Origin of the sequence: Shewanella sp. UCD-KL12 (genome assembly GCF_001957125.1) — a bacterium.
Classification (GTDB): Bacteria; Pseudomonadota; Gammaproteobacteria; order Enterobacterales; family Shewanellaceae; genus Shewanella.
In genome coordinates, this window is sequence record NZ_MPHJ01000003.1 from 337,836 (window position 1) to 353,315 (window position 15,480).

Here is a 15,480-nt window from a genome sequence, read left to right on the forward strand (position 1 = left end):
CGTTTCTCTGAGTTGCTTGTGTGCTGAAAAAATGGAATTTTTTATTAACAGCTTTTGAGGTTGGAGCTAGAGCACATGGAGTTATCGTTAGATAGTGGTGCTAATTTTTATTCAGGTGTGGCGGCTTCTTTGATTTAGATGCCGTTATGCCCTTTAGTTTACATATAGCTTGTTTAAGCGGGAGTCAGTATAGAAAGTGGGCTCTCTATACTGACATAGTAGCTTGATTAGAAAGTGCCAGTGGTTGATAGACTAAAAGTTAAATCAAAACGAGTCGATAGTGGAGTAATACAGATGTTGCGAATGGGCGTAGATCTTGGTGGGACAAAAATAGAACTTGTAGCCTTAGATACAGATGGAAAAGAGCTATTTAGAAAACGTTTACCAACGCCTCGTGAATATGAGGCGACTCTCGATATTATAGTCGGTTTGGTTAACGAAGCCGAGTCAGCATTAGGTATGACTGGCAGTGTGGGGGTTGGGATCCCAGGTGTTATTTCTCCCTTTTCTGGATTAGTCAAAAATGCTAACTCTACATGGATTAATGGTAAGCCGCTTGATATTGATTTAGGTAAGCGGTTATCACGAGAGATTAGAGTGGCGAATGATGCGAATTGTTTTGCCGTTTCTGAAGCTATTGACGGCGCTGGTGCAGGCAAAGGAGTGGTGTTTGGTGTGATTATCGGTACAGGGTGCGGCGGTGGCATCGCGATAAATGGCCGGGTGCACAGTGGCGGTAATGGTATCTGTGGCGAGTGGGGCCATAACCCTTTACCTTGGATGTCGAAAGAGGAGTTTAATAGCACTTCATGCTTCTGCGGTAACCATGATTGCATCGAAACTTTTATATCTGGTACAGGGTTTGTGCGTGACTACAATCTAATGGGCGGCCAAGCGAATAAAGGAACGCAAGTTATGGCGCTAGTTGATGCTGGGGATGTTAGCGCGACAGAGGCCTTTGAGCGCTATTTAGATAGGCTTGCCCGCTCTCTTGCCCATGTTATTAATACACTAGACCCAGATGTTGTCGTGTTGGGAGGCGGTATGTCCAATGTGGATGCTATCTACCCTAAATTACCCCAAGTGTTATCAAAATACGTTCTAGGGGGAGAATGTCGAACCCCTGTCGTGCAAAACCTCTATGGCTGCTCATCTGGCGTACGTGGCGCAGCTTGGTTGTGGTAGAGGTAGTATCTAAACCAAGTTCGACAGAACTTATGTTAGACTAGCCCGAAACTAGTTTATTCGGGCTTTCAACACGATGTTTTGGGTTAAAAAAATTATTTCACAACTCTTTATGCCCATTCCTATGGTTGTGCTATTACTTCTGTTTTGTATCGTGATGCTTAGAAATAGCCGCTCGACCAGAGCTTTGCTCTCAGTAACTGTTGTCATTTTAGTTTTTTTGAGCAGTTCAACGGGAAGTAATTTTCTTAGTTCTCCTTTGGAAGATCAGTATCGAGTGAATAATAACCCTATAGGTAAAGGGTGTTTAATTCTAGTACTAGGAAACGGTCATAACGATAAGGTACCTGGCATGGCGATACAGAAGTTATCTCCTCCAGCTTTATCAAGGTTAAGTGAAGGAGTTAGGCAGTTTAACTTAGGTCAGGATTGTAAGCTTATATTCAGTGGTTGGGGCGGGGATAGTTCTTCTGAATCACATGCTCAGGTTATGGCTAAAGCTGCTATTGAATTGGGAATTTCAGCTGATAAAATAATTACATTTCCTTTAGCCAAAGATACTTTAGATGAAGCTCAATATATGAAGTGGGAGGTTGGGGATTTCCCATTTAGGTTAGTGACTTCTGCAACACATATGCCTAGAGCCATGGAAATATTCCTCAACTTGGAACTTAGCCCAGAAGCTGCGCCAACAGATTTTATTACTCGAGAAGGCTATTGGTGGTCCCTTAATGCCCAAAACTTGCTTTCATCACAGCGCTCGATACACGAGTATGTAGGAAAGTTGTGGTTTAGGTTGAAACATGAAAATTAAATCTTTGAAATAATTTTCATGTATAAAACCTTAGCCCAAAGTAAGTTGTTTAGAACTATTAGGATGTTTTTTGAACATTGAGACCATAGAGATACGCACGTTAAATAAAAGAAATCGATTAACGCTTACCTGTGTTGGTGTGCTCGGCTTATCACTAGGCCTAGGGTTATTTTTATCTTCTCCAGCTTTGTTTGCGCCGGGTATTCTCTGTTTTGCATTAGGAGTGATATCCCTGGTATTGGGAGTCTCAAAATTGCTAGAGCCAGAGGTTAGTGTGGTGTTAGACAGTGCTGGCATCACTTATCATCATAGGCGGGGGAGTGTAAATATTCAGTGGAGTAACGTACAGCGGATTGATATTCCCAAAGGACTGGATGGTATGAATAGTATTGAGCTACCATTTGTTGGCTTTAAGCTCAAGCAAGTAAACCCAGTACTAGATTCAATCCCCATAAGGCTTGCAACAGGGTTACTCACAGAGCAGCGTCCATTATTGATGTCTGCCATCACATTAGATGAAGATCTTATTGAGTTAGAGAACTATATGAACTCAGAGTTTACGCCGCTTATAATTAATGAAGAGCGTTACCATGGTGTTTTAGCTATGTTTGGCCATAGATGTGAGATGCTAAGTAAGAACTTAGGGTTTCATATTTACATCCCTGAGGATTGCTTAGAAAGTGATGCCAGTGAGTTCACTATTATGGCAAGAAAGTACTTACAGGATGTGAGAACGGCGAGTTAATTTTACTGAAAGTGAATGGTTAGCACCCTATCTATGTTAAGACTATCGATATCAAATTATGGATAAGATTGTGGATGTATAGAGGCAAAACATAAAAAGCACCTGTTAAAGGTGCTTTTTATGTGGTAGACAGGACTAATTAGCTTGAAACTCACCTTCAATGTCACTATTTTTGTTGGGGGTAGCGTTTTGTTCAATAGATTTAGAGGCATCGAGGGTGTTTAGCAATGCAACTTCCTCACGTACTCGCATACCTATAAATTGTCCACCTTCAAAAATCTCCATTGACTCACAAGCCACTTCACCTTCAACAGTACCTGTACCTGTGATATTTAGCTTGTCGCATTTTAGCTTGCCTTTGAAGTAGCCAGACACTTTAAGCTCATTACAACTGAGCTCGCCATCTACAAAGCCATCAGGTTCGATGGTTATTTTTCCTGAAGAGCTTATTTTTCCAAAGATCTCGCCGCCAATTAATGCTTCACCTGCAAAATGACTTTCGCCTGAGAGTTTTGTTCCTTGCGCGACAAAGGTTAGGCCTGAATTAGATTTCTTGTTTCCGAACATAATGCTCTACATTTAGGTCAAAGATACTTGATGTTAACCTTAATTTTACAGTAACAAAACCACTAATATTTGGCGCAGCTAAGTCATTTTTTTGGCTTTAGCTCATCGTGCTAATACTTCCGTGAATAGATTAAGTTACTTCACCCACTTTAATCGCATCAGCCGGGCAAGGTGATACACAAGCGCCACAGCCAGTACAGGTATCAATGTCGATTATCGGTTTTGGTGCTTGGCCTATACCGGGCTTAAAGGATATCGCACGAGCATCACAGGCATCTTTACAGCTTTGGCACCATATCCCTTTGTTAGCTAAGCAAGGTTCGAGTACTAAAGCAATAGACTCCCATGGGGTTTGTTCTGTCTTGTTGAATACAGGCTCAGGACAGATATCTGCGCATTTCTTACAGAAAGTACATTCGTCATTGGCAAAGTTGATCTCGGGGAAGCCACCATCTCCTCTGATGAGGATCTGAGTTTCGCAGGCCTTGATGCATTTATCACATCGGGTGCAGATATCGGTAAACTCTATATCTGTTTTACTCCAAGGAGGCCTAATGGCTGAGGACTTTTTCCGGTTGAAAAGGCGTCTTCGGCTCTGATTGATATTACTCATTATCTACTGCTCAACAATATGAAGAAATTAGACTCTATAAACATTTAATCACTATAACCATTAGGGTTACTTGACTGCCAATGCCAGCTGCTGCTTGCCATCTCATCTATACCATGAGTCGCTCGCCAGTTGAGTTCATTATGTGCTTTTTGGGTATCAGCATAGCATGCTGCGATATCACCAGGTCGCCTGTCGACTATCTGATAATTAATGGTTTTACCCGATGCTTTTTCAAAAGCTTTTACCATGTCAATAACGCTATAGCCTTGGCCTGTACCTAAGTTATAGGTAACAATTCCTGGGTTTGTACTGAGTCTATCGAGTGCTCGTAGGTGACCTATAGCAAGATCGACGACATGGATATAGTCACGTACGCCAGTACCGTCATGGGTATTATAATCATCACCAAATATACTGAGGGTTTCTCTTTTTCCTACGGCAACTTGTGCAATAAATGGCATCAAATTATTAGGTATGTCGTTAGGATCCTCCCCAATACGGCCACTTGGGTGAGCACCCACAGGGTTAAAGTATCTCAGTCTCGCTATATTCCAGCTGGGATCTGCTTGATGGAGATCTTTTAAAATATGTTCAACCATGAGTTTAGATTGACCATAGGGGTTTGTTGCAGCCGTTGGGAATGCTTCAGTAATGGGGAGGCTGGCTGGATCGCCATATACGGTTGCAGATGAGCTAAAAACGAGGTTTTTAACACCATTTTCAGCCATCACTTCACACAAGACTAAGGTACCAGTGACATTATTTTCATAATAGCGTAAAGGCTGAACCACCGATTCGCCAACGGCTTTTAAGCCCGCGAAATGAATAACAGATTGTATGTCATGATCAGTAAATACTTTTTGTAGAAACGCCTTGTTTAGCACATCTCCTTGATAAAAACTGACTGACTTTCCACTGATACTTTCTACACGGTGAAGCGCCTCTATGCTTGAATTAATCAAGTTATCGACGATCACCACTTCTTGGCCTGCCTCTAGAAGCTCAATAACGGTATGGGTGCCGATATAGCCTGTGCCACCAGTAACAAGGATGGTCATTATTCTGCGTCCTTATCTAAATCTTCGACAAGTTGTTTCAGGTAAAGTTTGAATTCACTGCCGATCTCTTTATGGCGTATTGCATGCTCTATGTTGGCTTGCATATAGCCAAGTTTATTACCGCAATCGTGGCTTTTACCTTTCATGTAATAGGCATTGACGGCCTGTTTTTCCATCATCATGGCAATAGCATCTGTCAATTGAATCTCATCACCTGCGCCAGCTGGGGTCTTAGCAAGTTGAGACCAGATATCAGCAGGCAAAATATAACGACCGACAACGGCAAGGTTTGAAGGTGCTTCATCAATACTGGGTTTTTCTACTAATTGAGCTAAGGGTTCAGATTCCCCAGGGATCAATTTTTTACCATTCACATCCGCAATGCCGTACTGGTTTACTTGATCGTGAGGAACGCCCTCTACCATGATTTGACCAACATTCGTTTCATTAAATAACTGAACCATCTCAGCAAGGTTGTCGGTTTTAAGATCACAACTTGCTTCATCGACAATAACATCAGGCAACAGTACAGCGAATGGCGCGTCGCCAACGACAGGTTTAGCGCATAATATGGCATGTCCCAAGCCTTTTGCTTGTGCCTGACGCACACTGATAACGGTTACGCCAGTAGGACAGATAGATTGTACTTCATTCAGCAATTGTCTTTTTACTCTTCGCTCCAACTGAGCCTCAAGCTCAAAACTGGTATCGAAATGATTTTCTATGGGGTTTTTACTGGCGTGAGTGACAAGGACAATCTCGTTAATACCTGCCGCTATTGCTTCATTGACAACATATTGAATGAGTGGTTTATCAACAACGGGAAGCATCTCTTTGGGAATGGCCTTTGTTGCTGGAAGCATCCTTGTTCCTAACCCTGCGACAGGGATCACTGCTTTACGTATTTTAGCTTGTTTCATTGTTATCCTTTTTCAATCTTGTCAGTAACTAGCAACTCGACTTTAACGTGTTGAGTTTAGTCGTTTATCATGAGAGTAGTTAGTGATAATTACAGCCTAATGGCGATATTTTAATAGACTTGAAGGGAAAAGCTATGGGTATAGCGCACTTAGAGGGTGTTCTGTATTGCTTGGCTATTTCGTAAACTATTGGGTACGAATAAATTCCTGAAATATTAGTCTATTACGAATATTTAAATTTAGGTGTAATGAAAGTGTTACAAAGGTGGGCAGGTTGAAGCCAAAGAATAAACTGTGAGGGAGTTAACAAAAATGCTCGTATGATTGAGTATGAAGGAGGGAATCATTAATGAATAAATGACATAATATGAGTAAAGATACGCAGTATGTGGCTCGATTACCTGACGAAAATGGCCATATAGATTATCCGCAAAATGAACATGAAACTTGGCAGGCATTATACGCTAGGCAATTAGGTAATTTACCTAAATATGCTTGCGATGAATACCAGCAAGGCCTATTAGATTTAGGCTTGTCTGGGAGTAAAATTCCACAGTTGTCAGATATTGACGCTGTGCTGTTAAAAATGACAGGTTGGAAAACCGCTGCTGTCCCCGCACTTATTTCATTCGAACGTTTTTTTGAGTTACTGGCGAATAAAGAGTTTCCGGTAGCAACTTTTATCCGTAGTAAAGATGAGTTTGATTATTTAAGAGAGCCAGATATTTTTCATGAAGTATTTGGTCATTGTCCCTTGTTGACCAATCCTTCATTCGCTAAATTTTCTCATGCGTATGGAAAATTGGGTTTAGCTGCCAGTAAAGAAGATAGAGTATTTCTGGCTCGGCTTTATTGGTTTACCGTGGAGTTTGGCTTAATACAAAACAAAGATAAGTCTTTACGTATCTATGGTGGCGGGATTTTGAGCTCTCCAGGTGAGACACTTTACGCGATGGGAGATGAGCCACAAATTAAACCGTTTGACTTGGTTGATGTGCTCCGCACTCCCTATCGCATCGATATCATGCAGCCAGTCTATTATGCCATTAGTAGTCTTGAGTATCTTGATGAAATTGCAGAGATGGATATCATGGGAGCCGTTGATGAAGCCAAAAAGCTGGGGTTGTTTGCTCCATTATATGAGCCTAAGTCTAAAGCTAGTTGATTGAAGTTCTGCCAGTAGCGAGCTACTGCCAATATTAAAACAAAAAATAGTAATTCTTAAGGAAGAAGAGATGTCAAAGCTATCTGAAATGAAATGTGAAGCTTGCCAGGCTGATGCGCCTAAAGTATCCGATGCTGAACTTGCCGATTTAATAAGAATGATCCCAGATTGGGGAGTTGAAGTGCGTGATGGGATTATGCAGCTTGAGCGTGTATATAAATTTAAGAATTTTAAACTTGCTATGGCTTTCACTAATAAGCTTGCAGAGCTTGCTGAAGAAGAGTTCCATCATCCAGGAATATTGACAGAATGGGGTAAGGTAACTGTGACATGGTGGTCCCATTCAATTAAAGGACTACATAAGAATGACTTCATTATGGCGGCCAAAACAGACCAGTTGTTAGATTAAAATTTAACGCCTAAAAATCAGCAGGTTATATACTGTTAACCTGCTTTTTTTGTTCCAAACCCATCATCATGCTGTAAACAAGACTTGCCACAATTATCATAACCTTTTAACGTATGAGCCTTTAATGGACAGTATAAGGCCAAGCTCAGCCATTCATTATGGTAGGTCTTTGATGATTCTATTTATCCCAATAACGATACTAATTAATAAAGGGAAATTGACAGTATGCGCCTTGAAGTATGTTGTTTAGACCGTGTTGGTCTAGCCAAAGATATTTTGATGATCTTAGAAGGTTATGGCATTAACCTAATCGCTATCGATGCCAGTAATCAAGGTTTCCTCTATCTGCAGTTTGCTGAAGTAAATTTTGATTTGCTCAGTGAATTATTACCTTTGATTCGAAAAGTTGAAGGGGTGCATGATGTACGTACTGTCTCTTTTATGCCTTCTGAGCAAGAACATTATGCGTTAAAAACATTGCTAAAGACGCTCCCTGACTCGGTTTTTTCAATTGATGTTAAGGGGAGGGTTCGTATCGTTAATGAATCTGCTTTGTTGACCGTAGGCATGGCTGAACATGAAGTGATAGATGAACCGCTAAATCATTGGGTACAAGGATTCAACTTTAGTCGCTGGCTGAGTGAAAGCTTAGTATTAGCTCAAGCGACCCGCGTTAACATAGCTCAAAATGAATATTTGGCCGAAATGTTGCCAATATACCTTCCAGATGAGAGCGATAAGAGCATACTTGCGGGAGCCGTAGTTTCTCTCAAGTCGCCCGCCCGCGTTGGAAAACAATTTAACGCGCTTCAAAGCCAGACGGTAGGTTTTGAAAATGTATTGGTAACGAGTGATAAGATGAAGGAAGTTTTGGTACAGGCGAGGCGTATGGCTCAGCTTGATGCTCCACTACTCATCACTGGCGAAACCGGTACAGGTAAAGAGCTCATGGCTAGAGCTTGTCATGATGCTAGTATGAGGCGAGACCATCCTTTTATTGCAATCAATTGTGCCGCTTTACCTGATAGTGCAGCAGAAGAGGAGCTCTTCGGTTATGTGAGTAATGGCACGATTGTTAAAAGAGGTTTTTTTGAAGAGGGAAAGGGGGGGACTGTCTTTCTCGATGAAATAGCTGAGATGTCAAAATCTGCCCAAGTGAAGTTACTTCGCCTGTTGCAAGATGGTACGTTTAGACGCTTAGGTGAAGACAAAGAGGTAAGAGCAGATGTTCGGATTGTCTGTTCGACTCAGAAAAATCTTGCTGAATTGTGTCAAACTGGCGAGTTTAGAGAAGATCTTTATTATAGGATCCATGTCCTTAGTTTCCATATGCCATCTCTTCGTGAGCGTAAGATTGATGTTATCCCACTCACTGAGATGTTCCTTGAGCACTACAGCCAGCAGCTCTCAATTCCAATTAGGCGAATATCAGCTCAGTGTCGTGAGCACCTTCTTAACTATGCTTGGCCTGGCAATGTTCGCCAGCTTAAAAATGCTATTTTTAGAGCTGTATCTATGTGGGATGGCTCAGCAGAACTGACGGTAGAACAACTTAAGCTCCCCTCATACGCTGAAGGTTTTGGTTACTTTGATCATCAGTTTGAAGGCAGTTTAGATCAAGCCATGAAACAGTTTGAATCGAGTCTATTAAGGCGCTTATATCCAGCGTATCCAAGTACACGGCAACTGGCTAAGAAACTAGGTGTTTCTCATACCGCCATAGCCAACAAGCTTAGAGAGTATAAGATCAGCAAACAAAAATAGATGTAACAACTAATTGCCACCAAAGGTTGGGTTTTTAATCACTTTTTAGGTGAAACGCCCATATTTATGCAGGAATATTCGGTTGTATAGATAACTTTACAAAATAGACAGCGCATCCGTTTAGCGTGATTTATATCACGCTATTCCTATCTGTCTATGCTTAAGGTATTTATATAGCCATTATTAGAAGAGATAAGGTACTCAAGTTAGTTGCCACACTTGAGATCTATAGATAGGAGCAGGTATGAAGTTAGCCAGTTATAACAACGGTCGCCGTGACGGTCAGTTGATGTTAGTGAGTAAAGACCTTTCCAAAGCAGTGGCTGTACCTGCAATTGCGAATACTATGCAGCAACTTATGGATGCATGGGATCTGCTATACCCTCAGCTTAATGAGCTTTATGAAGCCTTAAACGAAGGCATGTTTGATAATGCAGAAGATTTTGATGAGTCAAAATGTTTATCACCACTCCCTCGTGCTTACCAGTGGGCTGATGGCAGCGCATACGTAAACCACGTTGAGTTAGTACGTAAAGCGCGCGGCGCGGAAATGCCTGAAACATTTTGGACAGACCCTCTCGTTTACCAAGGTGGCTCGGATTGCTTTATCGGACCTAAAGCCGATATTCCATTAGCAAGCGAAGAGTGGGGCATTGATTTCGAGTCTGAAATCGCCGTTATTACCGATGATGTCCCTATGGGGGTTTCAACTGATTCGGCTCAACAGCATATTAAGTTATTGATGCTTGTAAATGATGTGTCCCTACGTAATCTTATACCTGGTGAGCTCGCTAAAGGTTTTGGATTTTACCAAGCTAAACCTTCAAGTAGCTTTTCTCCTGTTGCTGTTACACCTGATGAGCTTGGCGAGCGTTGGGAGGACTCAAAAGTTCACCTACCATTGATAACTCATCTAAACAGCGAGCTATTTGGCCGCCCTAATGCTGGCGTTGATATGACGTTTAACTTCAGTCAGCTGGTGTCTCATGTGGCTAAGACCCGTCCTTTAGGTGCTGGTGCCATCATTGGCTCTGGGACTATCTCTAACTACGATCGTAGTGCCGGTTCTAGCTGCCTAGCAGAGACACGTATGTTAGAAACGATTGCAGACGGTAAGCCATCTACTTCATTCATGAAGTTTGGCGATAGAGTGCGTATTGAAATGCTCGACGATAATGAGCAAACAATTTTTGGCTCAATCGATCAACAAGTTGTCGAATATAAAGGCTAACTCAATTTAGCTTATACCAGAGCGGGGCTGATTCATTAGAATTAGCCCCGTTTTTATATCACCTCTTTTTAAGGAACTATTATGTTGAAACTCTTCGGATACTGGCGATCTAGTGCAGCCTATCGTGTTAGAATCGCTTTAAACTTAAAGCAACTTCGTGCTGAGCAAGTATCGGTTCATTTAGTAAAAGATGGCGGAGAGCAACATAAAGCAGACTATGCTCAATTGAATCCTCAAGAGCTGGTTCCTACACTGATTGATACTGATGAAGCTGGTAATGAACTGGTTTTATCTCAATCTATGGCTATTTTAGAGTATCTTGATGAGCGTTACCCTGAGTGTGCACTCATTCCAAATGAGATCACTGATAGAGCATTAGTACGCTCATTAGCACTGTTGATTGCTTGCGAAGTTCACCCTCTGAACAATCTTAAAGTACTACAGTACTTAACGGGGCCACTGGCTCTAGAAGATGAGGCTAAAACAGCCTGGTATCATCACTGGATCCATCAAGGTTTTAGTGCGTTTGAAAAACAATTAGAGAAACATTCAGGCCAGTTCTGTTTCGGGGATAGTGTAACAATTGCCGACCTTTGTTTAATACCTCAAGTTTACAACGCGAATCGATTCAAGGTTGATTTGAGTGTGTATCCGAATATATTGCGTGTGAATGAAAACTGTAATCAACTCAAAGCTTTTATCGATGCGTTGCCTGAAAACCAAGCTGACGCAGTTTAATCGCTGGGGAAACATTAGTTAGCTATTAGTAATGACTAGCGGTTTTTCATCAGAAAATCCACAAACGCTCTATCGGCTTGACTGATAGGGCGTTGTTTTTTCCAGGCAATATGTAGATCAAGATAGACGGGCGGCTCAAAAGGTTTAGCTAGAATCTCATCATTTTCACCAATCACCATCTCTAACACACTTGTGATTGCATAACCTTGTGAAACGACTTGTTTTACTAAATTGATCAAGTTGGTTTCAAAAGCGATATTGACGCTAATATCTAATGCTTTTGCCTGTGACAACATCCACTCTCGGTGAAAGTATCCTGGCTTAAACATCACCAGTTCATGTTCAAAAAACTCATCAAGTTGAATACTAGCATTATCAGATAGCGGGTGTTCATTGGACATGGCGACGACCATCTGTTCGCTAAGCAGTAGATGGCTATCAAACTCCTCACTCAGATCGTTAGCCGTGATGATTGCTATGTCAACTTCTCCGCGGGATAACATCTTTAACGAGTCACGGGTGCCGCCTTCAAATAAGGAGAGTTTCAGATCTGGGTATTGATGTCTAAATGCCATCAAACGAGTAGGGAGATAAAAAGAGCCCAACATGCCAGGGACACCTATTCTGACTTCACCTTGAGTGAGATTAGCCATGGACTTGATATGGGCTTCAGCTTGTTTGAGTTGTTTAATGATAAGCACCGCATGTTGGTGAAGGGCCTTGCCTTCTGCCGTAAGGCTAACTTGCTTGCCTCGTTGTCCCGATGAGTTGCTACGATTGACTAATGTGACACCAAGTGCTGTTTCTAATCGCTTTATACTTTGACTTAAGGCGGGTTGTGCCATATTGAGTTGCTTGGCGGCTTTGGTAAAGTTAGCCGCTTTTGCCAAAGTATCTAAGTGTTTTAGTTGACGTATATCCATAACTAAAATCAATGGTTCCGATTGGTTTAATCTATTATTGTTATGTTATATCTGGTGGTAATCTTTGTCCATTGAGTTTGAGACTAAGATAGATAAGCTGATGGTATCAGAGAAAAAGAGTAATATTACGGCAAGTGAGATAAGGCTTATCTGGGCCCTATCGTTGGCCTCTGTCATCATCTATATCAATCTTTACCTAGTTCAAGGTGTCCTGCCGTTAATTGCTCAAACCTTTGATGTCGATATCAGCCACTCCACATTACTGCTCTCTGTCACAAGTTTTTCAATGGCATTCTCTCTTTTATTTTATGCTGTACTCTCAGATAGGATTGGACGTAAAAAGCCGCTAATGCTGAGCTTATACCTGCTACTGCTTAGCGATCTGCTTATGGTATTTGTGAGCGATTTTTCACAATTAATCGCTTTAAGAGCACTACAAGGTGTACTGCTTGCTGCCGTTCCAGCGATAGCGATGGCTTACTTTAAAGATGAGTTAAGTCAGGGCGCAATGTTAAAGGCTGGTGCAGTCTATATTGCAGCGAATAGTTTGGGTGGCATAGCTGGTAGATTAATCGGTGGTGGCTTGTCTCTGTATTTTCAATGGGAGTACGTGATCAGTGTTATTTTGATCTTTTCAGCAATAGGTGTGTTTGTGGTTCACCAATTATTGCCCAAACATAACAATACAGTTGATAGAAATGTGACCTGTAGTAAGAAGCTAATGGGTGGATTTAAAGGCGATGTTAGCGGGTTTGTCATTCATCTTATGGACAATAAATTAAGACAAATCTACCTGATCGGTGGCTTAGCTTTTCTAGTCATGGTGAATCAATTTAGCTATATTCAATTGCACCTAATGAATGCGCCGTATCAGTGGGGACGATTTGAGGTGACGCTTATTTTTCTGTGTTACCTCAGTGGCACGTTTGCTTCATATTACTCAAGCTACTGGATAGCGATGTTTGGCCGGATCAGGATATTCTGGTTGTCGCTATTGATGATGGTGCTTGGCAGTGCAGTAACATTAGTCGATACGAGTCAGTTTATATGTTTAGGTTTTTTGATGACGGCTTTTGGATTCTTCTTCATTCATAGTGGATGTAATGCCTGGGTTGCCCATAGAGCAAGGGAGCACCGCGCCAAAGCCACATCACTATACTTATGCAGCTATTACCTTGGCGCAGCGATAGGGGGGCCTTTACTGCTTCCATTCTGGCACCAGTGGGAATGGCCTGGGGTTGTGCTTGGCTCAATGGTGACTTTAGCAGGACTAAGCCTAGTAATGTTTAAATTGATGACGCCACAAAGACGTAAAGTTCGCTCCAGTTTAATAGTGAACAACTAATATCATTTACTATCTCTAGCTTCATTGTACTGGTTAGGCTGGTTTTTTGGTGGGAACAAAAGGCCAGATCTGCGCTTTAAAGTGTCCATGATAGAAGATTAATCCAGCTACGAAAGTGATTGAGGCTCCTGTGAGTAGGGCCCATTGCACATCAAACATAGATAATACCCCCCCGATGAGCGCTGCTAGCAGGTTACCCAAACAAAAAATGGTGACTAGCATGCCCATTAATTTCCCCTGAGCTCTATCTTCATATGAGTGTGACAGATACGATGGCAGGAAGCCGTTATAGATAGCAATACCAGCTCCCATCAGCGCGAAGCTGATAAGGTAGCTCTGATTGATAAAAAAGGGCAGTGCGGCGAGTGCTGAGCCAAACAGCATCATGCCGAGTAGTCCTGCATGCGGGTGAGAGAGCTTTTTCTGAATGATTGGATTGATAAATAGGCTAGTGAATATCATACAAGTGGTTAAAAATACTGTTGCCCAACTGATATCTACAGCTTGATAGCTAAACTCACGAACCAGGTGAAGTGGGTAATATTCATAATATAGGTTAACGCCTACAGTAAGAAACAAATAGAGCAAAAAAAAGCGTCTTAGATCGGGCTGTGCGAGAAGTGTGAGGCTAGAGCCGCCCTCAGCATGTTTATCTGGTACATCTAAGCTTTTAGGCAGTAAAAAGTGACTCAACAATGCACAAAGCATACAGGCAAGGGCTGCAATCCAAAAAACCGCATCTATGCCTGCCATAATAAGATAACCGCCAGCAAGTGGGCCGAGCAGGTAACCACCGTACCCCATGGAGCTAATGAGTGAAAAACTTCGGGTTTTATCGATTACAGGATGGAGGTCGGCGGCAATCGCGCGAGCAATCGCTATGTTACCTTCACATAAACCAGTAAGTAATCTTGCTAGACAAAATAGCAAAAAATTTTCAAAGATGGCTGCGATGGCCGTTAAGCCATAGCCAAGGGCGCTACCAATCAGCGTCAAGGTCAGGAGCCTTTTACGGCCATAGTTATCAGATATTGCGCCAATGACACTGCTGCCAAGAATAATTCCTAATGGGTATATACCTAATACAACCCCCAATAACAGCTCAGAGGGCAGATTAAGAAACTGCGTTAATGGAGAGCTACCATCAGCAAAAAGCGGGGCTAAGATAGGATAGGGGAGTGCAATGCCTGCAACACTTATCAGGGTGACTAATAAGGTGATAGACAGGACTTTATTTGCATGACTCAGCGCATTAGCTGAAGCCAAATGCTTGTCAATAGTGCTAGCTTGTCTGTCTGGGCTGGTGTTCATCGTAATATCTTCTTTGATGGTAGTCATTTTAATATTTACATCAAAGAACACTTAAGTAAAGTGTTTCATTTACTTAAGTGTGGTTGAACTTGCTTGAGTTATTTTTCCGGATTAATCCTCTGAGAAACAGAATCGCTCGGAAGTAGCTCAAGGTGGCCGTGTTCATCGAAATACCAACCAGTAATAAAGCCTTTTTGCCGCATGCTGACTAAGTTTTGCATCACCTCTTTAGCTTCAACCAAGGCTGTTGCTTCATCACAGTTGTGAGTGAGCTTAAGATAAGCGGCTATGCTGCTTAAAGAGGCGGATTGACTGACATCTGCCATAGTATATATCTCGATAGTGAGTATATTTGAAGGATAGACGATTGAGTGGAAAATTGGGCTATTTACGTGAGGATATTGATAAATGTTATAGCCTGATATGGTTTTAGATAACTATGAAATACTAGCTGATATTTAGATGAGTTTGATTTGGAGGTTAAAGAGGATAAAAATGGTGGTCGATACTGGGCTCGAACCAGTGACCCCCTCCTTGTAAGGGAGGTGCTCTCCCAGCTGAGCTAATCGACCTGGGATTYCATARTGTTTTAATTCTTTATGARAAGAATGGTGGTCGATACTGGGCTCGAACCAGTGACCCCCTCCTTGTAAGGGAGGTGCTCTCCCAGCTGAGCTAATCGACCTGGGATT

16 protein-coding genes and 2 tRNA genes are annotated in these 15,480 nt (G+C 42.0%); 9 read left to right on the forward strand and 9 right to left on the reverse strand.

Going from position 1 to position 15,480, the window contains the following annotated elements; genetic code table 11:
* Positions 1–294 precede the first annotated feature (294 nt).
* The 3 genes from mak (at position 295) to BM736_RS09190 (ending at position 2,744) form a co-directional block, all read left to right on the forward strand.
* Positions 295–1,185 (forward strand): fructokinase, encoded by an 891-nt coding sequence (gene mak / locus BM736_RS09180; RefSeq protein WP_076411121.1) that lies wholly within the window; start codon positions 295–297, stop codon positions 1,183–1,185.
* Positions 1,186–1,261: 76 nt separating this feature from the next.
* Entirely contained in the window at positions 1,262–1,999 is a 738-nt protein-coding gene (locus BM736_RS09185) for a YdcF family protein (RefSeq protein WP_076411124.1), read from the forward strand.
* Between the two features lie 70 nt (positions 2,000–2,069).
* The gene (locus BM736_RS09190; protein WP_076411126.1) at positions 2,070–2,744 is read left to right on the forward strand and encodes a DUF2982 domain-containing protein; all 675 of its coding nucleotides are present in this window, start codon (positions 2,070–2,072) and stop codon (positions 2,742–2,744) included.
* A gap of 135 nt (positions 2,745–2,879) precedes the next feature.
* On the opposite strand, the gene BM736_RS09195 is transcribed toward BM736_RS09190, so the two are convergent.
* From BM736_RS09195 to galU, 4 genes are all read right to left on the reverse strand, one after another.
* Entirely contained in the window at positions 2,880–3,311 is a 432-nt protein-coding gene (locus BM736_RS09195; RefSeq protein ID WP_076411128.1) for a polymer-forming cytoskeletal protein, read from the reverse strand.
* Positions 3,312–3,441: 130 nt separating this feature from the next.
* Complete coding sequence (napF, locus tag BM736_RS09200) at positions 3,442–3,924, reverse strand: ferredoxin-type protein NapF (protein ID WP_076411130.1); 483 nt, start codon at positions 3,922–3,924, stop codon at positions 3,442–3,444.
* Between the two features lie 44 nt (positions 3,925–3,968).
* On the reverse strand, positions 3,969–4,982 hold the full coding sequence (galE, locus tag BM736_RS09205; protein ID WP_076411132.1) for a UDP-glucose 4-epimerase GalE: 1,014 nt from the start codon (positions 4,980–4,982) through the stop codon (positions 3,969–3,971).
* Complete coding sequence (galU, locus tag BM736_RS09210) at positions 4,982–5,902, reverse strand: UTP--glucose-1-phosphate uridylyltransferase GalU (RefSeq protein ID WP_076411135.1); 921 nt, start codon at positions 5,900–5,902, stop codon at positions 4,982–4,984. Before galU ends, galE begins: the two co-directional genes overlap by 1 nt.
* Before the next feature lie 367 nt (positions 5,903–6,269).
* Between galU and phhA the strand changes: the two genes are divergently transcribed.
* From phhA to maiA, 5 genes are all read left to right on the forward strand, one after another.
* Positions 6,270–7,067 (forward strand): phenylalanine 4-monooxygenase, encoded by a 798-nt coding sequence (gene phhA, locus BM736_RS09215; RefSeq protein WP_076411137.1) that lies wholly within the window; start codon positions 6,270–6,272, stop codon positions 7,065–7,067.
* Between the two features lie 70 nt (positions 7,068–7,137).
* Positions 7,138–7,476, forward strand: coding sequence for a 4a-hydroxytetrahydrobiopterin dehydratase (locus BM736_RS09220; protein ID WP_076411139.1), 339 nt, complete (start codon positions 7,138–7,140; stop codon positions 7,474–7,476).
* Positions 7,477–7,701: 225 nt separating this feature from the next.
* A complete protein-coding gene (tyrR, locus tag BM736_RS09225) occupies positions 7,702–9,240 on the forward strand; it encodes a transcriptional regulator TyrR (RefSeq protein ID WP_076411141.1) in 1,539 nt (512 codons plus the stop codon).
* Positions 9,241–9,484: 244 nt separating this feature from the next.
* Entirely contained in the window at positions 9,485–10,471 is a 987-nt protein-coding gene (locus BM736_RS09230) for a fumarylacetoacetate hydrolase family protein (RefSeq protein ID WP_076411143.1), read from the forward strand.
* Between the two features lie 84 nt (positions 10,472–10,555).
* Positions 10,556–11,209 (forward strand): maleylacetoacetate isomerase, encoded by a 654-nt coding sequence (gene maiA, locus BM736_RS09235; protein ID WP_076411189.1) that lies wholly within the window; start codon positions 10,556–10,558, stop codon positions 11,207–11,209.
* A 35-nt stretch (positions 11,210–11,244) separates the two neighbouring features.
* Here maiA and BM736_RS09240 read toward each other — a convergent pair whose 3' ends face one another.
* Positions 11,245–12,132 (reverse strand): LysR family transcriptional regulator, encoded by an 888-nt coding sequence (locus BM736_RS09240; protein WP_076411144.1) that lies wholly within the window; start codon positions 12,130–12,132, stop codon positions 11,245–11,247.
* 100 nt (positions 12,133–12,232) lie between these two features.
* Between BM736_RS09240 and BM736_RS09245 the strand changes: the two genes are divergently transcribed.
* Entirely contained in the window at positions 12,233–13,477 is a 1,245-nt protein-coding gene (locus tag BM736_RS09245; protein ID WP_076411190.1) for an MFS transporter, read from the forward strand.
* 33 nt (positions 13,478–13,510) lie between these two features.
* Here BM736_RS09245 and BM736_RS09250 read toward each other — a convergent pair whose 3' ends face one another.
* The 4 genes from BM736_RS09250 to BM736_RS09265 form a co-directional block, all read right to left on the reverse strand.
* A complete protein-coding gene (locus BM736_RS09250) occupies positions 13,511–14,815 on the reverse strand; it encodes an MFS transporter (protein WP_256717768.1) in 1,305 nt (434 codons plus the stop codon).
* A 71-nt stretch (positions 14,816–14,886) separates the two neighbouring features.
* Complete coding sequence (locus BM736_RS09255; protein WP_076411146.1) at positions 14,887–15,114, reverse strand: hypothetical protein; 228 nt, start codon at positions 15,112–15,114, stop codon at positions 14,887–14,889.
* A gap of 170 nt (positions 15,115–15,284) precedes the next feature.
* Positions 15,285–15,360, reverse strand: a tRNA-Val gene (locus tag BM736_RS09260).
* A 37-nt stretch (positions 15,361–15,397) separates the two neighbouring features.
* A tRNA-Val gene (locus BM736_RS09265) sits at positions 15,398–15,473 on the reverse strand.
* Positions 15,474–15,480 lie beyond the last annotated feature (7 nt).